Here is an 18,186-nt window from a genome sequence, read left to right on the forward strand (position 1 = left end):
TGCACTGCCTTGCGGCCCTTGACGTTGTTGTCAGGTGGTGGGGCAGAGGGCGGTGTCGACGAGTTGGTTGATGTGCTGGGTGGGTTCGGGAGTGCCGGGGACCTGGTTGGTGATGACGGTGACGGAGCGGCCGTCGGTGGTTGCGCCGCCGCGGGTTTCGAAGCCGTCGATGTCGCCGCCGTGGCCCCAGCTGTCTTTACCGCAGGGGAGTCGGTGGTAGAGCAGGCCTAGGCCGTAGGCCGCGTCGGAGTCCGGAACACCGAGGGGGACGGTGGTTTTCATCGCTGCCAGCTGGGCGGGTGGTAGCAGGGTTCCATCCAGGAGGGCGGTGAAGAAACGGTTGAGGTCCGCGCCGGTCGAGACCATCGCGCCCGCCGCGCCTGCCGAGGTGACGTTCTGGTCGGTATAGTCGATCAGTTTGCCGTCGATCTCGCTGTAGCCGAGGGGGTGCGGGCCGCGGATAGCGGTTTCGTCGGGGTTCGGGTAGTAGGTGTCGGATAGGCCGAGTGGCTCGATGATGCGGTGGGTGATTTCCGCGCCGAGCGAACTCGCGGTGACCTTTTCGATGATTATTCCCGCGAGTGCGTAATTGGTGTTGGAATAGGCCCACTGTGCGCCTGGTGCGAAATCGGCGGGTGCGGTGAGGGCGTTGCGCACGACCTCCGTCATATCCGTTATCCCCCAACGCACTTGTTCGTCGTGGGTCTCGAGCTGTCCCGGCTTGGGCGGCACGCCGAACTCGGCCGCGTACTCGGGGATTCCGCTGGTGTGCTGCAGCAGGTTTCGGATCGTGATCCGATTCCCGTCGATACCGGGCCCGTGCACGACATCCGGCAGATACCGTTCCACTGGCGCATCCAGTTCGACCTTGTCTTCGGCCACCAGTTGCAGCATGACCGTCGCCACGAATGTCTTTGTGTTGCTGGCGATCCGGACCCGTGCGTTGTCCGGGAAGGGGGCGCCCTGTTCTACGTTGCCCACACCGGCGGTCGCGGTCCACGCCTGGCCGTGATCGGTGATCACGATCTGGGCACCGGGCAGATGGTCTATCGAGATCAAATCGTTCAGGGCCTCAGTGATTTTCGCCCGTCCGGTAGCTGCGGCGGGCTCGGCTCGATCGGCTCCTGTCGAACTGCAAGACGTGGCGATGAGGGCGACCAATGTTCCGGTCGCCACCACGGTAGCCAACGATCGATCACATACCCTGATGCGCAAGGTGATTCCTTTCTGCTGCGGACACGATCACGCTATGGGCAGGCGGGTAGCTCTCCTATCCGGCAGACCCCCTTCTTTCCGGTCGTGCTGGCCCCACCCCAGCGTGGTGCCGCGGTGTCCATTTGTCGCAAGGTCTACTCCGCTAGATTCGAGCTCATGAACGAGGCTCCTCGACTACCTGGACTGAACTTGGCCGATGCCGACTGGCTGGTGGCGTCCGCGCTGGAGGTCGCCGCAGAGCGTGGCTTCCCACCACTGGCTGTGACCGTCCTCGATGTGAGCGGCGCGGTGATCGCTTTACGCCGCGCCGACGGCGGCATGCCGATGACCAGCCGCATCGCTGTCGCCAAGGCCCGCACCGCATTACTGGCATTACAGCCATCGGGCCAGATCGCACTGCCTGGCGCGATAGTCGACAGCATCCAACACCTCAACGGTGGCGACTTCATCCCGTTCGCCGGCGGCATCCTGATCACCGACGCCGGCGTGGTACTCGGCGCAGCAGGCGCTTCCGGAGGTCATGCGACAGAGGACGAGGGAGCCGTGCAAACGGCGGTAGACCGCTGGCACGAATACCGCTCGCGCGCAGAGTAGGCCATGCGCCCGGTAGGGCTCCGGTGCCATGGGCGGGGTGTCGGTGCCGGTGGATAATCTGGCGGATGACGAAACTGCCGCAGTTCATCGATGACGCACAGGTTCTCCGTGGTGCGGATATCCGAGGTGTCACGCCGACGCGGCTTTGCCGAACACGGTAGTCTCGGTGCCGATCGGCGCCGTCTCGTGCACCCCGTTGAGCCCCTGCGGGTCTTACCTACAGTCGTCCGCCGTCATCCTGGACGGCCTGTGATCGAGTCCTGGGGGTTGTTGAAACCTGTTGGCAGGTATCGGGTCCCGAGGCTTCAGGCCGGGATGAGCCGGTAGGCACCTTCGTGGTCGACGACGACACCCGTTGTGGGCGGCGGGAAATGCGTGCCGAGCAGGAGAGTGCTTGTGCCGGTGAGGGATTGGAGTAGGGCGCGCCGGGAGGTCTCGGCGCGGCGCGGGTCGATGTCGACGCAACTGCCGATGGTGGGGTCGGCGAATTGGACGGGATGGTGGATGCAGTCGCCGGTGATCAGCGCGGCGCTGCCGAGTTGGACGGCGAGGTGTCCTGGTGTGTGGCCGGGGGTGGGGAGTAGGCGCAGGCCCGGCACCACCTCCAGGCCCGAGTCGGGAACGTCGAGGATGTCGAGGAGCCCGGCGTCGTTGATCGGGTGGATGGAATCGTCGAACATCTGCTGGCGGGGCCCGTCCATGTCGTAGTCGGCCCAGAACCGCCATTCGGTGCGTGAGGTGAGGTAGCGGGCGTTGGGGAAGGTCGGAACCCAGCTGTCGTTGTGCCGCTGGGTGTTCCAGCCGACGTGGTCGGTGTGCAGGTGGGTGAGTACGACGAGATCGATGGACTCCGGGGCGTATCCGGTAGCGGCGAGGCGCTGAAGGTAGTCGGTGTCGAGGTTGTCCCAAGCGGGATTCGCGCGCGCCTTGCCGTTGCCGATGCCGGTGTCGACGAGCACGCGCAACCCGTCGATCGTCACGGCGAAGGTGTGACTGTGCAGATTCAGGATGCCGTCGGTGTCGGCGAAATCTGGTTGCAGCCAGGGGTTTTCGGCTACCAGTTCGGGGGTGGCGGTGGGGAGCAGCCAGGCGCCGGTTGGTCGTGGCAGCGCGATCTCATCGATGCGGTGGATGGTGAGGTCGCCAACGGTCCAGGAGGGGGCTGCGGTCATCGGCGTTCCTTCTTCGACGTTAAAAGCAATTGGTTTGCGTTAAGTAACGGTAGCCCCTACTGTGACGTTAACGCAAACCATTCGCGTTTAACGACACGTCCAACCGCTGAGGGGTTCCATGTCCACACGTCCACTCACCGCGCCCGAGGCGGCGCACTGGGCAGCCCGCGCGGGGCTGGAGTTACCGGTCGAGCGGCACGACGGTCTGGCGGCTGCCGCCGAGTACGTCCACTCCGTCGTCGCCCTCCTGCGGGAGCTCGATCTGACCGACATCACGCCCGCTGCCGTCTACCGCGCGAAGGAGGACCACGATGAAACCGTATGAGCTGACGGCAACTGCGGCCTCGGCCGCGATCCGCGCCGGGGAGATCTCGCCCGTCGAATTGGTCGATTCGGTGCTCGACCGCATCGAGCAGGTGGAACCACAGTTGGGCGCCTACGTCGCGGTAACCGCGGACCAGGCCAGGAACGCGGCGCGCGCGGCCGAACACGAGATCGCCGCCGGACGTTCGCGGGGTCCGCTGCACGGAATCCCCATGGGGCTCAAGGATCTGATCGATGTCACCGGTCTCGCCACCACGGCCAGTTCCCGAGTCCGTGCCACCCACCGCGCCGAGGCCGACAGCGCTGTTGCCGCCCGCCTGGACGCCGCCGGAGCCATCCTGCTCGGCAAAACACACACCCACGAATTCGCCTACGGCCTGATCACCCCGCAGACCCGCAACGCAACGGATCCCACTCGGATCGCGGGCGGATCGAGTGGCGGATCCGCCGTCGCCGTCGCGGCCGGAGCGGCGACCTTCGCGGTGGGCACCGACACCGGCGGGTCGATCCGGGTGCCCGCGGCACTCAACGGCGTCGTCGGCCTCAAACCGACCTACGGCCGAGTGTCCAGGCACGGGGTGGTTCCGCTGTCGTGGTCGCTGGACCACGTCGGCCCGATCACCCGCACCGTCGCCGATGCGGACTTGGTGCTGAACGCGTTGTCCGGGTACGACTCTCGCGACCCGGCCTCGGTACCGACGCCCGCCGAGGACCGCCAGGAATCCGACCTGACCCGATTGCGGGTCGGCGTGCCGACCAACTACTACTTCGACCACGTCGATCCCGAGGTCACGGCCGCGGTCCGGCAGGGAATCGAGCAGCTGCGAGACCTCGGCGCGCAACTCGTCGACGTCGAAATTCCCATGACTCGCTACATCAAGGCCATCCAGTGGGGTCTGATGGTTCCGGAGGCCAGTTCCTATCACGAGCAAACCCTGCGTACGGCTGGCGAGCATTACGGCGACGACGTCCGCCTGTTCTTGGAAGCCGGTGAACTGCTGTCCGCGGGCGATTACCTGCGCGCGCAACGCGCGCGAACCCTGATGCGCCGGGCCTGGGCCGAGATGCTGGCCGAGGTGGATGTGCTTGCGGCACCGGCGGTTCCGATGACCGCGGTGCCGGTCGGCCAAGAAACAGTGACCTGGCCCGACGGCACCTCGGAAGCGGTCGCCGATGCCTACGTCCGACTCGCCGCTCCGGCCAACATCACCGGCGTCCCCGCGCTGTCGCTGCCGGTCGGCCAGGACCGCATGGGGCTGCCGATCGGCATGCAACTGCTCGGTCACCCTTTCGGCGAAGGCACAGTGTTGCGAACCGGGCGCGCCTACGAACAAGCCGCGGCTGTAGTCCCCGCATGAGCCGCAAACCGATGGTCCGTCCTGGCGGACGCAGCACCCGCGTCCAACAGGCGGTCCATACGGCCACGAACGAGCTGATGGCGGAAGTCGGTCGCGACGCGCTCACCGTTCCGTCGATCGCTACCCGCGCCGGAGTCACCCCGTCGACCATCTACCGCCGGTGGGGCGATCTGCGCGAGTTACTTTCCGACGTCGCCGTCGAACGACTCCGCCCGGAAACCGAACCGGACGACCACGGCACCTTGGCCGCGGACCTGACCGCCTGGGCCGAACAATTCCTGGACGAGATGAATTCGCCACCGGGTCGCGCCTACATCCGCGACGCTCTGCTCGGCGACCCCGAGGGCGCGAACGCCGGACAGTGCTCGGACTACGCCGCCGAGCAGATCGCCGTCATCGTGACCCGCGCCGACCGTCGCGGCGAATCCCCACCGGGCGCCGAAGCCATTCTCGACCGCGTGGTCGCTCCGATGATGTACCGCATACTCTTTCGCCCCGGCGCGCTGAGCGCCGAGTACGCCCACCGGCTCGTCGACGACCTGTTCACGAGCCGGGCAAGCCGCGAGACGGACTGACTGAGGTCACGCCAACCCGCGCTCTAGCAGGTCGAAGGCCTTCTCGGCGCGGGTGACTGCCGCCGGATAAACCTCGTCCGCGCTGTGGCCGGAACGTATCGCCATGGCGTTGTGATATGTGAGGATTCGCTGCGTACCAAAAACCTGCCCCGCGACCAGGTGTGCGGTGAACGCGTCACCCGGCTGGCCGGACGCGAGCAGTTCATCAGCGAGGTCCTGCTCCTGGTCGAGCATGTAGCCGGCCAGGTGGGCCATCAGCGCGGGCGTCGAATACAGCAGGTTATGGAACGTGATGGCCGCCGCGGTGTCGTTGAGTCCGGTGAGGGGATCGCGTTCGGCCAGCCGGTCGAGAAAGTACTGGCGTAGCGCATTCAGCGCGGAGGTGCCGGGCGGGCGTTCCCGGACGACGAGCGCGGAACCTCTGCCTCCGTTGATGAATCGGCGCAGGACCAGATCTTCCTTGGTCGGGAAGTAGGCGAACAGGGTCGGCTTGGACACCTCGGCGGCAGCGGCGATGTCGGCGACCGAGACGCCGTCGAACCCGGACTTCTGGAACAGGGCGAAGGCCGCCTCCGCGATCGCCTCGCGCGTGCGGGTCTTCTTGCGTTCGCGCAGACCGGGCTCCTCCATGGATCCAGCGTAGTCAAATTTGATTTGGTCTACAAATTGTCTCGGTTATATAGTTGACCGAGTTAAGTGATTTGCACTTCGAGGTGGGGGAGTTGCCGAGACCATGCACGATGCTGAGTACGACCAGGTCGAACCCGAGATTCAGGTCGAACGTGACTATCTGAGCAGCTGCCGCGCGGCGCTCGCGCGCATGCGCGAGGAGGCCGTGACCGCGCTCGCCACGGGCAGGGGTTCGGGCGATGTCTTCGACAAGATGCAGAACTTCGCGGCCCGGCAGTTCCACAAGAAGCAGATCGAGGAGCTGTCCGGCCTCGACGATGTGCCGTTGTTCTTCGGGCGTCTGGACTTCCCGCTAGGCGACGTCTATGACGAAATCCGTGATCTCGGTTCACCTTCGGCCGCACCGGACAGCGATCGCGTCTATATCGGTCGGCGCGGCGTCAGCGACGAGGCCGGCGAGCTCATGGTCATCGACTGGCGCGCCCCGCTCTCGCGCGCGTTCTATGAAGCCAGCCACCAGGATCCGCTGAAAGTGCGGGTGCGCCGCCGCTTCGGTTTCGACCATCGCGGCGGATTGACCGCCTTCGAGGATGAATCGCTGGATTCTCGGTTCGCGCGGGCCGAGGGCAGCGATCTGCTGGCCGCGGAGATCGAACGGCCGCGCAAGGGTCCGATGCGCGACATCGTGGCCACGATCCAACCCGAACAGATGAGCCTGGTGCGTTCTCCGATGGAGCGCACGCTGTGTATCCAGGGGGCGCCGGGCACCGGAAAAACGGCGGTCGGTTTGCATCGGCTGGCGTATCTGCTGTTCACCGAGCGGGAACGGTTGCGACGGGAGGGCGGGGTCGCCGTCATCGGACCCAACCGGTCCTTTCTCGCCTACGTCCGCAACGTGCTGCCCGCTCTCGGCGAAGTCGAGGTCTTGCAGACCACCATCGACGAACTCACCAACCCGGGCATCACCGTCACGCGGGTCGAGGAGCCGAGGGTGGAGCGGATCAAGGGCGATGCGCGGATGGCCGAAGTCATTCGGCGGCAACTGTTTTCGCGAATCCGGCCCATCGAAGAGACAGTGCAGGTCAAGTACCTGCAACGCACCTGGCACCTTTATTCCGACGAGATCGCCGACGAACTCGACGAGGTCCGCGACCGCAACAGCGACTACCGCAGCGGTATCGAGTTGCTCGCCCAGCGTCTGAGCCTGCTCGTGCTGCGCCAGCTGGAGCGGCGCGGGGAATCGGCTAGCCCGAGCGCGCTGAGCCAGCTCCGCCGGAACCGGGCGATCGTTCGCGCCGTCCAGCAGATGTGGCCCGAGACCGATTCCGGGCGGGTGGTTTTCGAGCTCCTAACCGATCCCGACCTGCTGGCCCTTGCGGCCGACGGCATCCTCTCCGCCGACGAACAGCACGCCATCCTGTGCGTGCCGCGGCCACGCAACCTGCCGGGAATGCGCTGGAGCAGTGCCGATCTGGCGCTGATCGATGAGGCCTCGGCCCTGATCGAGCGTCCGGCGAAACTCGGCCATATCGTGGTCGACGAAGCCCAAGACCTCAGCCCCATGCAAATCCGGGCAATCGGCCGCCGCGTCGCGGGCGCCTGCACCGTGCTCGGCGACCTGGCCCAAGCCACCAGCCCCGCCGCCGCCGAAGACTGGACCGCCGTCCTCACCCACCTCGGCAGGCCGGACGGCCAGATCGAAGAACTGACCCGCGGCTACCGAGTTCCCGCGCAGGTAATCGACTATGCCGCACGCTTACTCCCACACATCGCTCCCGAACTACGTGGCCCCGCGTCCTATCGCCAATCGGCCGACGCACTCCACATCACCAGAACGGCGACACAGGCCATGACCAAGGCGATCCTCAGCGCATGCGCCACCGCCCTGGCCGACGAAGGATCCGTCGGAGTTATCGCCGCCGACCACGACATCGCAGGTCTGCACAAAGCGTTCTCCGACAACGGTTTACCGCACACCATCCTCGGTACCGATGAACCGGGCACCGATTCCGATCGCCTGAGTCTGATCCCGGTCACCCTCGCCAAAGGCTTGGAATTCGACACCGTCCTCGTCATCGAACCGTCCCGCATCGTCAACGCCGAACCGCGCGGCCTGCAACGCCTATACGTCGCCCTCACCCGAGCCGTCAGCAACCTCCGCGTCATCCATGCCGACGTGCTGCCGGAACCCCTTGTCCAAGAACCTGCGATGAGCGTCTGACGTTCGTAAGGGACTGTGCTGTAGCGATCCGCTACTGCGCTGCTCGCGGCAAAGCAGTGACCGCAGCGCTCGATTCGGTGGTGGTCTCGGCCCGGCTCGGTCCTGGTGGATGGTGACCCAGCGCACATATGGTGACGGAATGCGCGCTTCCTATCTTCTCGCGCTTCGGATGCTGCTGACGGTATCCGCGGCAATGCTCGTGATCATGCCGTATTCACCTGCGGCACAGGCAAATCCGGATGCCGGTGCCGAGGGTGCGGCGTGGGCGGCGGCCTATGATGCGCCGCCGCGCTATCCGAATGTGCACATCGATTGGGACGTGCCCATCACGATGAGCGACGGAACGGTGTTGAAAGCTAACATCTATCGTCCCGCCGACGCGTCGGGTGCGCCGGTGGTCGAGCCGACGCCCACCATCCTCAACCTCACGCCGTACACCAAACTGGTGTGGAACGTGCTGGATTCGGCGCTGGCGGTGCCGGTGCTCGGCGATGCCATACTGCAGCTGTTCCGCGACTTCGACCTCACCGGAACGCCTTTCGACGGCGTCACCGACATCACCAAGGCGTGGGGCACCGGTCTGCCGCGTAACCTGACCGTCGACCGCAACCTGATCAGGTCCGGCTACACCCAGGTCGTCATCGACGTGCGCGGTACCGGGTTCTCGCAGGGGGTGATGGAGTTCTTCGGTGCGCGCGAGCAGCAGGACAGCATCGAGGCGATCGACTGGATCACCAAGCAGCCCTGGTCTACCGGCGATATCGGGATGAGCGGCGTCTCCTACTCCGCGGTCAATCAGATCCAGGCCGCCGACAAGCAACCCGCCGCGCTGAAAGCGATCTTTCCGGTGGTGCCCGGCAGCGATCTGCTGCGCGACATCCTCGCGCCGGGCGGCGCGCTGCAGATCGGGTTCGTGCCCGCGTGGCTGGTCGGTGTCAATGTCACCAAGCTCCTGCCGGACCTGCTCTCCGCCGTGCAGGGGCGCTTCGACTGGAAGTGGCTGGTGGACCGCGTTTCCAGCCCGATGACTTTCTTCGACATGCTGTTCGCGGCACTGACCGTGCCCGATATCGACCAACTCCCCGACAGCGTGCGCGCGTTGTTCAACGAGCACAGTCCGCTACGCGACGGCATGCTCTCGCACCCGGAACGGATCCGCACGCCGGCCTTCGTCGTCGGCGGCTGGCACGACGTCTTCGCCAACACCGAACCGTTTATCTACCAACAGATTCAACTGCCGCCAGGGCAGAAACAGCTGCTGATGGACAACGCCTACCACATCAATGTCGGCGCGGATTTCGGTGAGCAGGGCTTCCCGCCACGGTTGGATGTCTTGCAGCGTGCCTGGTTCGACAAGTGGCTCAAGGGTATCGACAACGGCGTCGACAACTACGGACCGATCACCAGCAAGCAGATCGGCGGCGGCTGGACCAGCACCGACCAGTTCCCGCGCGCCGGCGTCGAATATCAGCGCATGTACCTCAGCCCCGCGCCGAGCGGCACCACCGCAACCAGCGTTCATGACGGAAGCCTCACCACCGCAACCGAGTTCGCGCCAGAACGGTTGACTGTCGCGCCGGGCGTGACGAGTATCTGCTCCAACGACACCGCGGTCGTGACCGCCGGTGCGGCCTCGATCCTGTCCGGCTGCGCGAAAGACGCACGGCCCCATGAACTCAACGGATTGACCTTCACCAGCGCGCCCGTCGACGAACCGACGCTGATCTCCGGCCCGGTCAACGTCCACCTCAACACCGTTCTCGACGCCGTCGACGGCTACTGGACCGCCACCATCAACGATGTCGGTCCCGACGGCCGCTCGACGGTACTGGCCACCGGCCAGCTCACCGCATCATTGCGCGCCATCGATCCAGAGCGCAGCGTGCGGTCCCCGAACGGTGACCTGACCGCCCCCTATCCGCAGCTGACCCTCACCGGCCGCCAGCCGATCCTGCCCGGCGTGCCGACCGCCCTGGACCTCGGCCTCACCCCGACCGACGCCGTGCTGCAGCCCGGTCACCGGCTACGCGTTGACGTCTTCGCGAGCAACCTTCCGAAAGGTCTGCCGCTGCTGCCCATGCTGGTCGACAGCCAGCTCGCGCCCCAGCACCTGCAGCTCGACCCGAACGAACCGAGCTTCGCCAATGTGCCGGTCGGAGGTCGGCCGACCTGGTGATTCGGCCCGCGACTCTCGCGAAGTAGTCGACCATCGAGAAGGATGTCGGTGCCCGGTGCAAGACTCCGGGCATGAGATGGGCGGTGGCCGAAACTGGCGAGGGAGGTGCGCGTCTGTGTCCGCTCGACCAGGACGGTCGACCAGCGGGTCCGGTGGTCGACGAGCCGTCGCTAGCCGAGGCGGTGCGCTCGCGTCCCGAGGTCGAGCGGTGGGTGTGGCGATCCACGGCGGAGATCTACCGATCATTGCTCGCGGCCGGGGTGCGGGTCGAGCGGTGCTACGACGTGCAGGCGGCTGAGGCGCTGCTGATCGGCCACGAGGAGGGGCAGTCGGGCCAGGCCCGCTCATTGGCCGCGGCCTGGGCTCGACTGCACAACCTGCCCGTTCCACCCGACGCGCCCGCACGGGCCGCGGAGACGCAGCCCTCGCTGTTCGAGTCCGGCCCGGTGCCACTACCGCCGGGCACCGACGAGTTCACCGCACTGTTGGAGGTGTACGCCGGACAGCTGGCCCGCACCGCGAAGGCCGAACATCCGGAGCGCATGCGGCTGCTCGTCACCGCCGAATCGGCGGGCATGCTGGTGGCCGCGGAAATGTCTCGAGCCGGAATTCCTTGGCGCGCGGACGTACACCGCGAGTTACTGGACAGGATGCTCGGCGAGCGCTTCCCGAGCGGCCTGGAACCGCGCCGGATGGCGGAGCTGGCCGACGAGGTGTCACGCGCGTTCGGTGGCGTGCGCGTTCGACCGGACCTGCCCAACGACATCATCAGAGCCTTCGGCCGCGCCGGAATCTCGTTGTCCTCCACCCGGAAATGGGAGCTCCAGCGGATCGATCACCCCGCGGTCGCGCCGCTGCTGGAATACAAATCGCTCTACCGCCTGCATACCGCCAACGGCTGGGCCTGGCTGGAGCAGTGGGTGCACGACGGCCGTTTCCGTCCCGAATACCTGCCCGGTGGCACGGTTTCCGGCCGCTGGACCACCAATGGTGGTGGTGCCCTGCAGATCCCGAAGGTGATCCGGCAGGCGATCCGCGCGGATCCCGGGTGGTCGCTGGTGGTCGCCGACGCCGACCAGATGGAGCCGCGAATACTTGCCGCGGTCTCCCGCGACCCAGGCCTGATGGAGGTGGCAGGCCGCGACGACGACCTGTACGCCGATCTGGCGGCCCGCGCCTTCGGCGGCGACCGCGCCCAAGCCAAAATCGCTCTGCTCGGCGCTATTTACGGCCAGACCTCCGGCGACGCGCTCGCGCACATGGCCGAACTTCGCCGCCGCTATCCCATCGCGATGGCCTACGTCGATGACGCGGCGCGGGCCGGCGAACAGGGTCGGCTGGTGCGCACCTGGTTGGGCCGCACCTGCCCACCGGCCTCGGTCACCTCGCCCGAGCAAGCAGAGCTGGCCCAGGAGACGGTCAATGGATATGGCAGCACCGCGGCGGCGCGCGCACGTGGCCGTTTCACCCGCAACTTCGTGGTGCAGGGCAGCGCCGCCGACTGGGTCCTGCTGATGCTGGCGGGAGTGCGGCATGCGATGAGCCAGGCCGGACTTCGCGCCGAACTGGTCTTCTTCCAGCACGACGAGGTCATCGTGCACTGCCCGGCCGAGGAAGCCGCGGCGGTCGCGGACATGATCACCACCGCCGCGGAGACGGCAGGCCGCATCACCTTCGGCCCGACACCGGTGCGGTTCCCGTTCACGACAGCCGTGGTCGAGTGCTACTTCGATGCGAAATAGGGGCGCGTTCGACCCCGTCCAGGACCTGCACGGCCGCCCGCGAAAGGCGTTCGGGGCGGCCGTGATAGGTGCGCTAAGCGCCGAACCAGCGGGAGAGCGCCGCGCGCAACGTGCGCGCGGCGGTCTCGGCGGATTCGTCGATGGTCGCGGCCCAAGCGATGTGCGCGTCCGGCCGGATCAGCACCGCGTCGGCCGGTCGGTCGCCGGTCTTTCCCTGGCGAATGTCGATGCGATCCGCCCATTCCCGGGCGATCTCGCGCAGGTCCGCGCGCTCGGCGAGATCCAGGAAGACGGGCCGCGCGGTGTGCAACAGTTCCGCGACCGAGGTGGTGCCCTCGTCGGTGTGCAGCGTGAGGTCGGGTGCGAAGGCGCCGGTCAAGGCGTGCTCGTCGGGATCGGTGCGCGGGTAACGGATGTCGCTGCCCGCGACCAGCGCGCCCATCCGGCGCAACGGCTGCTCATCGACGAGCAGTTCCTGGAAGACCGCCCGCAGTGCTTCGGCGGCCGGGTCCTGCCCGCGCCGCAGCGCCACCTGCGCTTGGGTCTGCAGCAGCGCGCGGGCACCGGCGAAGTGGCGTTCGTCGTGATAGGTGTCCAGCAGACCCTCCGGTGCCCACCCGTGGATCTCGGCGGCCAGCTTCCAGGCCAGGTTGACCGTGTCGAGCATGCCCGCGTTGAGCGCCACGCCGGTAGCAGGCAGCAGGTGGGCGGCATCGCCCGCCACCATGATCCGCCCGGCCCGGTACCGGTCGACATGCCGAGCCTTGAAGGTGAAGCGCGACAACCGAATCGGGTCGCCCAACGGAATATCCGCGCCGAGCACCCGGCGGACGCTGGCCTGGAACTCGTCCATGGTCATCGGCACGTCGTCGTCGTACTCGGTGGGCTCGTCTTCCACCGTCGACAGGAACAGCACCCCGGGCGTCAACGATCCGACCCCGAGCACGCCCCGGTCCGTCCGAGTGAAACCGGCACTGACCGTGCCGAACCCGGCAACTTCTAGGTCACCGTTGTCGAGCATGGTCACCGAATCCGGCAGGGTGACCATGGCGACCCGGTTGACCTCCGGATAGGTGACTCCGGGAAACTCGATGCCCACCAGCTCACGGACCCGGCTGCGCGGGCCGTCGCAGCCGACCAGGTATCGGGCCGTCACCTCATACACCCCGTCCGGGCCACGCACCTCCGCGGTCACCGTCGCCTCGTCCTGACGCACCCCGAGTACCTCGTGGCCGCGACGGATCTCGGCCCCGAGTTCGCTAGCACGTTCCTCGAGCACCCGCTCGAGTCCCTGCTGGGGCAGCGGCAGCGCCTGCAGCGGCGAATCCGTCAGCTGCGTGAAGTCCAGATGCACACCGCCGAACGGGAATCGGGGCGCGGGCATGGGATCGGTGGTGGCCGCCTCGAATCGGGCCAGTGCACCTCGATAACGCAGCAGTTGCAGGATCTGCCCGGCCAGACCGTGGGCTTTCGGAGTTTCCCGCGCCTGCGGGTGCCGCTCCAGCACCAGCGGCCGCACCCCGGCCAAGCCGAGCTCGCCGGCCAGCATCAAGCCGGTTGGGCCCGCGCCCACAATGATCACGTCGGTGTCCGTCACTCGCCACTCCTAGTTACGCAGTTCTTGCTCAGGACAGCGATTCTGCGGCATCACCCGGGTCTTGCGGCAAGCCCCTGGTTGCGATATAAGTTGAGAGCGGGAAGGGGGCTACCGCGGCCGAACGCGAAGCTCTGGCAATCTCCTTGACGCACCCACTCAGACGAGCGCCGCGCGACCTTGTGCGTAGGCGATAAGGTTTTCCGCGTCGATTGGTGCGTCCTGATCCGCGAGGCACGCCCGGAATCGGCTGACCGCGTCGTCCAGTTCCGGCCCCGGCCCGCGGTCGGCGAGCAGGACGATGATCGCCTCCCAGGTCGCGTAGCGCGGGTCCGGGTCGGCCAGTAGCTCATCGAGGTACATGTCCGGTTCCAGCAGTCGCAGCGCACGCCGCGCGTAAGCGTGCACCCGCTTGGGTAGCTCGGCGCGGATGGTGTCGATATCCGCCTGCAGTGCATGCCGGCCCGGCTGGCTCGGATCGACCCCCAGCGACCACAACTCGGTTAGGTGATCCGGAATGCCGTGATCGTTGATCAAGCCAGGACCGCTCGCCTGCTCGATCGGCACGGGTGGACGACCGTGCTGCGCATTACGCCAGTTGTGGAACTCCCACCAGGCGGTCGGCGTAGCGCTCAGACACAGGCCGAATCGGAGCACCTGCTGCCCGTCGGTCCAGGTGCGCAGCGTGCGGGTGCGCCCGACCGACGCCAAGCCGCCCGGCGTAACGCGCACCCACGTGTCCGCCGAGCCTTCGAAGCCGTACGGCTGTAGCAGCTTGCCTGTCTCACGCATTAGTCGGCGCAGTGCCGAGTCTGTTCCGACCATGTCAGCAGGCTAGCGCCACCTGCCGACATAATCGGATCAGCATGCATCGCACCGTGTTTCGCCCGGTACGGAGGATGTTTCTTCGGCTTACTTGGATTCGACCCGGCCGAGCGGGTCCGGGCCGCCCGTCAGCGCGTCGCACGCCGCCTGCCAAGCGGTATCGCCCGGGAAGAACTGGGCGCGCAGATAGGCGGCGGTGAGGTGCTGGACCGCGGCGACCCGCTCGGGATTGTCGTCGGTGGTCTCGGCGACGTCATATCCCGAGATGCCGCCGAGCCCGTGCTCCGCGTCGAACAGGGTGAGCAGGGACTTGGGGCCGGGGGCGAGGAAGTATGGATCGGCGTGCCAGTCGGGGCCCGCGATCGTCAGGTGGGCCGAGGCGTCCTTCTCGCCTGCGACCACCAGCGTGGGCGTCGTCATGTCGGCGAAGTCCGGGGTCGACATGAACGCATAGTTTTGCGCCACGAACTCGGTGAGTGCGTCGCCGCCGCGCCCGGGCGCGGCAAGCAGCACGCCCGCCGTGATCCGCGGCTCGACCAGGTTCACTTCCGTACCGTCCGCCGGGTCGGTGAGCCGCGCGCCGAGCAGCAGGCTCGCAGTGTGCCCGCCCATCGAGTGCCCCGCCACGGCGACCTTGCCGCGGTCGAGGCGCCCGCTGAGTTGCGGGACGGCGGCCTCGAGCACGTCGAGCTGGTCGAGGATGTGCCGCATGTCCTCGGCGCGTGATCGCCAATACATCGGAGCCCCAGGGGTATTGGGATCCAGCGTCAGCGTCGTCGAGCTCAGATGGGTGGGCTGGATCACGACAAAGCCGTGCGCCGCCCAGAAGTTGACCAGGGGGGCGTAGCCGTTCAGCGAGGAGAGGTGGTGCGAGTGGCCTTGGCCGTGCGAGAGCAGGATGATCGGCAGGTCGTTGCCGGTCACCGGCGCGGAAACTCGTACCTGCAGGTCCACGGGTCGACCGAGGCTCGGCAGCACTACCGGGCTGACCGAGAGGACCGGGGTGGGGGAGCCGAAAACGTCGGCGGGGTAAGTGGATTCACTCATGATGGTATGCCTTCCATGGCCTGAGGTTCAGCAGCGTCCACTGGGGCTCGACCTAAGCGGAGCGCTGTTCCACTAATATATGGAACGTTGCTCCGCTTTGTCAACGTCGGGCTGCTGGTCACCCAGGCAGCGGGTCAGCGCCGAGCGTCCGGGCGCCATTCGCGGCGGAGAGTCGAACCATGCGGAAGCCTTCGTCGGTCATGGCCCGCTCGTAGTCGCCCATCGATGCCAAAAGTGTTCGGCCGGTTGTCATTTCGGTCAAGGCGAGAGCGAGGGCGGCGGCATCCCGTAATGCGATGTTTGCGCCCGCGCCGGCGGCTGGGCTCATGGCGTGGATCGCGTCGCCGAGCAATGTCACATTCGACGTCGGCCACGGCGGGACCGGGACGCTGCTGCGAATACTGATCGGCGAGATCGTCGAGAGAGTCCATCTCTCGACGATCTCGGTCACCAACGGATACCAACCGGCGAGCTGCTCGAGAACCAAGTCGCGCAGTTCCCGGCCGGAAGCCGCGCGCAGTTCCTGATCGGAGCACCCGAGCCGATCGAGGCGACGACCGAACATCACGGCGAGAGTGTTCGTCGCTGGTTCGAGAGCGACCTCGGGTGCCAGCCGGACCGCGGCTGCCGTCGGTCGTTCGCGATACTCCACCGGCGCGATGCCGACGAACCGATTGCCCGGTCCGACAACCGAATTGAAGACGCTGAACATCGTCGGCGGCAGTGCGTGGCGCAGTTCTGGTGTCAGCGGTACTCGTCCGTAGATCAGGCGCGTCTGGGAGTCCACGACGCGCGCAGTCGGTAACCGCTGAGCGCGGATCACCGATCCGATGCCGTCGGCACCCACCAATACCGACCCCTGCGCGGTACTGCCGTCCGCGAATCGAGCTGTGACAATGTCGTCGCGGTCGCGGTCGTAGCCGATGCAACGGCGTCCGAAATGGACGACATCGTCGAGCCCGGTGAGCAGGATTCGACGCAGCACCTGCCGGTCGAGCACCGTGTGTGCGGGCAGCGCGTCCCCTGGCGGATCGTCGAGCGCGAACACTCCGGTCGGGCGCAGTTGATGGTCGAAACCGTTCACCTGGGGCGCCGGTCGTCCGGCGATTGCTCGGACGAGTGAGAATAGCTGCGGTGGAAGGCATTTCGACAATGCCGACCGGCCGCGCGCATCGATATGCAGACGATGGCCTTGGGTGCGCGCCGCCTCGGAGGTGTCCCGTTCGTATATGGCGACACTGATCCCCGCCCGCCGCAGACCTTGGGCCAGGCAGAGCCCGCCGAGGCCCGCGCCGATCACGACGACGTGCGGAAACAAAGATGCTTCGGGGTTGATCAAGACATACCTCACCGGAGTCGACAACGACTCCCACCTTCTCGATGCCACCTGGCACCGAGAAACCATTCGGTGAGGCCGAAGCCTACGAGCGCCCGTCGGGCCCTCCGGTGAGAAGACACCATCAACCTACAAGAAGCTGCGCGCCGCTGCCACCCGATCACGAGTGGTGCGCAACTACTTCCTTCGAGTCACACACCCGGCCGAGCGATGACTTTGGGTCGTCCGCGGCGTCCATATGGTTGAGGACTACAAGGAGGAATCGCGATGGCCAACGCACAACCCTCGGACATCCCTGGCGATAGGGATACCGCGCTCGACCGCCTCGAACCGCTCGTAGGCCGATGGGAGGTGGAGGCCAGTTTCGAGGCGGGCTTCTTCGGGCCGGACACCACGGCCGTCACCGACCGAAGTGGCCGGACAACCTTCGAATGGATGAAAACCAAACGTTTCCTGATCGAGCGATCGACCGTCGACAACCCGATAGCACCGGACACTATCGTCATCATCGGAGTAGGCAGCGACGGCGAATTCATCCGCCACCACTACGATTCCCGCGGCGTAAACCGTACCTACCAGATGAGCTTGCACCAGGACACCTTACGCATCTGGCGCACGGAACCCGGCTTCTCCCAACGGTTTACCGGCACCTTTAGTGCCGACGCCAACCAGATCGCAGGCGCGTGGGAGAAATCCACCGACGGCACCACCTGGGAACTCGACTTCAACCTCACGTACTTTCGAATCATGTCCTAGCCCGGCAGCGGGCGGATGCTGGAAACCGAATTCGCCGCGCTGCAGGACGAACTAGGTCAACCCGAAGTCGGGGTGTTCGGAATCGTTGACAGTGGTGCGGAAGGACCGAACAATGTATGACATGGTCAGTGATGAGCGGCAATTAGATCCTGCTCTTGAAAAATGGTTGCGTGATACGCTGGACGAGAAGGGGTTTCGGTTATTCCGTGACCGCCCGTTGATGGCTATGACGTTACTGCAGAATCATGACGCGATGAGTCGTATGCCGGGTAAGGTGTTGTCGGCGTGGCGGCGGTTGATCGTGGAGATGCGGCGTGAGGTAGACCAGTCTGAGGTTTGTTTCATCGACGTCGCTCTCCGTAATGAGATGACTTGGCAGGATATTGCGGACGGACTGGGCCTGCCGAGTGTCGAGGCAGCCAAGGAGCGCCGGGTCAAACTCGACGAGGAGTTGGATCGAATGCACCCGGGAAACAACCCGACACCGTGGCTGCCGTGAAATCGCCGCGGTGAGCTGAACCCTGAATGGCAGCTCACCGCAGCGTATTTGCGTCGCTATACGACGGCGACCCACTGCTCCACGATGAGGTCTGGGCTGGACGGAGCCGTCATCCAGCAGTA

16 protein-coding genes are annotated in these 18,186 nt (G+C 66.3%); 9 read left to right on the forward strand and 7 right to left on the reverse strand.

Going from position 1 to position 18,186, the window contains the following annotated elements:
- Positions 1 to 30 precede the first annotated feature (30 nt).
- Positions 31 to 1,179, reverse strand: coding sequence for a serine hydrolase domain-containing protein (locus ACIA8C_RS20045; protein ID WP_397137425.1), 1,149 nt, complete (start codon positions 1,177 to 1,179; stop codon positions 31 to 33).
- Between the two features lie 192 nt (positions 1,180 to 1,371).
- Here ACIA8C_RS20045 and ACIA8C_RS20050 point away from each other — a divergent pair, with 192 nt between their 5' ends.
- On the forward strand, positions 1,372 to 1,809 hold the full coding sequence (locus ACIA8C_RS20050) for a heme-binding protein (protein WP_397136693.1): 438 nt from the start codon (positions 1,372 to 1,374) through the stop codon (positions 1,807 to 1,809).
- A 305-nt stretch (positions 1,810 to 2,114) separates the two neighbouring features.
- Here the strand turns inward: ACIA8C_RS20050 and ACIA8C_RS20055 are convergent, their stop codons facing one another.
- Positions 2,115 to 2,981: an MBL fold metallo-hydrolase gene (locus ACIA8C_RS20055; protein ID WP_397136695.1), complete on the reverse strand. Its 867-nt coding sequence runs from the start codon at positions 2,979 to 2,981 to the stop codon at positions 2,115 to 2,117.
- Positions 2,982 to 3,099: 118 nt separating this feature from the next.
- On the opposite strand from ACIA8C_RS20055, the gene ACIA8C_RS20060 reads away from it, so the two are divergent.
- From ACIA8C_RS20060 to ACIA8C_RS20070, 3 genes are read left to right on the forward strand one after another with little or no spacing between them, the layout of a single operon-like run.
- Positions 3,100 to 3,306, forward strand: a complete 207-nt coding sequence (locus ACIA8C_RS20060) for a hypothetical protein (protein WP_397136697.1) — start codon at positions 3,100 to 3,102, stop codon at positions 3,304 to 3,306.
- Positions 3,293 to 4,663, forward strand: coding sequence for an amidase (locus ACIA8C_RS20065; protein WP_397136699.1), 1,371 nt, complete (start codon positions 3,293 to 3,295; stop codon positions 4,661 to 4,663). The genes ACIA8C_RS20060 and ACIA8C_RS20065 overlap by 14 nt, the downstream gene beginning before the upstream one ends.
- Entirely contained in the window at positions 4,660 to 5,238 is a 579-nt protein-coding gene (locus tag ACIA8C_RS20070; RefSeq protein ID WP_397136701.1) for a TetR/AcrR family transcriptional regulator, read from the forward strand. The genes ACIA8C_RS20065 and ACIA8C_RS20070 overlap by 4 nt, the downstream gene beginning before the upstream one ends.
- 6 nt (positions 5,239 to 5,244) lie before the next feature.
- Here ACIA8C_RS20070 and ACIA8C_RS20075 read toward each other — a convergent pair whose 3' ends face one another.
- Positions 5,245 to 5,868, reverse strand: a complete 624-nt coding sequence (locus ACIA8C_RS20075) for a TetR/AcrR family transcriptional regulator (protein WP_397136703.1) — start codon at positions 5,866 to 5,868, stop codon at positions 5,245 to 5,247.
- A gap of 103 nt (positions 5,869 to 5,971) precedes the next feature.
- On the opposite strand from ACIA8C_RS20075, the gene ACIA8C_RS20080 reads away from it, so the two are divergent.
- The 3 genes from ACIA8C_RS20080 (at position 5,972) to ACIA8C_RS20090 (ending at position 12,007) form a co-directional block, all read left to right on the forward strand.
- Positions 5,972 to 8,089, forward strand: coding sequence for a HelD family protein (locus ACIA8C_RS20080; protein ID WP_397136705.1), 2,118 nt, complete (start codon positions 5,972 to 5,974; stop codon positions 8,087 to 8,089).
- 139 nt (positions 8,090 to 8,228) lie between these two features.
- Positions 8,229 to 10,265, forward strand: coding sequence for a CocE/NonD family hydrolase (locus ACIA8C_RS20085; protein ID WP_397136707.1), 2,037 nt, complete (start codon positions 8,229 to 8,231; stop codon positions 10,263 to 10,265).
- 71 nt (positions 10,266 to 10,336) lie between these two features.
- A complete protein-coding gene (locus ACIA8C_RS20090; RefSeq protein WP_397136709.1) occupies positions 10,337 to 12,007 on the forward strand; it encodes a bifunctional 3'-5' exonuclease/DNA polymerase in 1,671 nt (556 codons plus the stop codon).
- A gap of 73 nt (positions 12,008 to 12,080) precedes the next feature.
- Here ACIA8C_RS20090 and ACIA8C_RS20095 read toward each other — a convergent pair whose 3' ends face one another.
- The 4 genes from ACIA8C_RS20095 to ACIA8C_RS20110 form a co-directional block, all read right to left on the reverse strand.
- On the reverse strand, positions 12,081 to 13,604 hold the full coding sequence (locus tag ACIA8C_RS20095; protein WP_397136711.1) for an FAD-dependent monooxygenase: 1,524 nt from the start codon (positions 13,602 to 13,604) through the stop codon (positions 12,081 to 12,083).
- A gap of 156 nt (positions 13,605 to 13,760) precedes the next feature.
- Positions 13,761 to 14,426: a hypothetical protein gene (locus tag ACIA8C_RS20100; protein WP_397136713.1), complete on the reverse strand. Its 666-nt coding sequence runs from the start codon at positions 14,424 to 14,426 to the stop codon at positions 13,761 to 13,763.
- Between the two features lie 87 nt (positions 14,427 to 14,513).
- Positions 14,514 to 15,473 carry an alpha/beta hydrolase family protein gene (locus ACIA8C_RS20105; RefSeq protein WP_397136715.1) on the reverse strand — a complete coding sequence of 320 codons (960 nt, stop codon included), beginning with the start codon at positions 15,471 to 15,473 and terminating at the stop codon, positions 14,514 to 14,516.
- A gap of 118 nt (positions 15,474 to 15,591) precedes the next feature.
- Positions 15,592 to 16,836 (reverse strand): FAD-dependent oxidoreductase, encoded by a 1,245-nt coding sequence (locus ACIA8C_RS20110; RefSeq protein ID WP_397136717.1) that lies wholly within the window; start codon positions 16,834 to 16,836, stop codon positions 15,592 to 15,594.
- A gap of 240 nt (positions 16,837 to 17,076) precedes the next feature.
- Between ACIA8C_RS20110 and ACIA8C_RS20115 the strand changes: the two genes are divergently transcribed.
- Both ACIA8C_RS20115 and ACIA8C_RS20120 read left to right on the forward strand, forming a co-directional pair.
- Positions 17,077 to 17,565: a hypothetical protein gene (locus ACIA8C_RS20115; protein ID WP_397136719.1), complete on the forward strand. Its 489-nt coding sequence runs from the start codon at positions 17,077 to 17,079 to the stop codon at positions 17,563 to 17,565.
- Between the two features lie 112 nt (positions 17,566 to 17,677).
- Positions 17,678 to 18,064, forward strand: a complete 387-nt coding sequence (locus ACIA8C_RS20120; protein WP_397136721.1) for a hypothetical protein — start codon at positions 17,678 to 17,680, stop codon at positions 18,062 to 18,064.
- The last annotated feature ends 122 nt before the right edge of the window (positions 18,065 to 18,186 follow it).

This window comes from Nocardia sp. NPDC051321 (assembly GCF_044455225.1).
Lineage (GTDB): Bacteria > Actinomycetota > Actinomycetes > Mycobacteriales > Mycobacteriaceae > Nocardia.

Coding starts and splice junctions, on each gene's coding strand:
- ACIA8C_RS20050 (WP_397136693.1), top strand. CDS start 1,372: ATGAACGAGGCTCCTCGACTACCTGGACTGAACTTGGCCGATGCCGAC.
- ACIA8C_RS20055 (WP_397136695.1), bottom strand. CDS start 2,981: ATGACCGCAGCCCCCTCCTGGACCGTTGGCGACCTCACCATCCACCGC.
- ACIA8C_RS20060 (WP_397136697.1), top strand. CDS start 3,100: ATGTCCACACGTCCACTCACCGCGCCCGAGGCGGCGCACTGGGCAGCC.
- ACIA8C_RS20065 (WP_397136699.1), top strand. CDS start 3,293: ATGAAACCGTATGAGCTGACGGCAACTGCGGCCTCGGCCGCGATCCGC.
- ACIA8C_RS20070 (WP_397136701.1), top strand. CDS start 4,660: ATGAGCCGCAAACCGATGGTCCGTCCTGGCGGACGCAGCACCCGCGTC.
- ACIA8C_RS20075 (WP_397136703.1), bottom strand. CDS start 5,868: ATGGAGGAGCCCGGTCTGCGCGAACGCAAGAAGACCCGCACGCGCGAG.
- ACIA8C_RS20080 (WP_397136705.1), top strand. CDS start 5,972: ATGCACGATGCTGAGTACGACCAGGTCGAACCCGAGATTCAGGTCGAA.
- ACIA8C_RS20085 (WP_397136707.1), top strand. CDS start 8,229: ATGCGCGCTTCCTATCTTCTCGCGCTTCGGATGCTGCTGACGGTATCC.
- ACIA8C_RS20090 (WP_397136709.1), top strand. CDS start 10,337: ATGAGATGGGCGGTGGCCGAAACTGGCGAGGGAGGTGCGCGTCTGTGT.
- ACIA8C_RS20100 (WP_397136713.1), bottom strand. CDS start 14,426: ATGGTCGGAACAGACTCGGCACTGCGCCGACTAATGCGTGAGACAGGC.
- ACIA8C_RS20105 (WP_397136715.1), bottom strand. CDS start 15,473: ATGAGTGAATCCACTTACCCCGCCGACGTTTTCGGCTCCCCCACCCCG.
- ACIA8C_RS20115 (WP_397136719.1), top strand. CDS start 17,077: ATGGCCAACGCACAACCCTCGGACATCCCTGGCGATAGGGATACCGCG.
- ACIA8C_RS20120 (WP_397136721.1), top strand. CDS start 17,678: ATGTATGACATGGTCAGTGATGAGCGGCAATTAGATCCTGCTCTTGAA.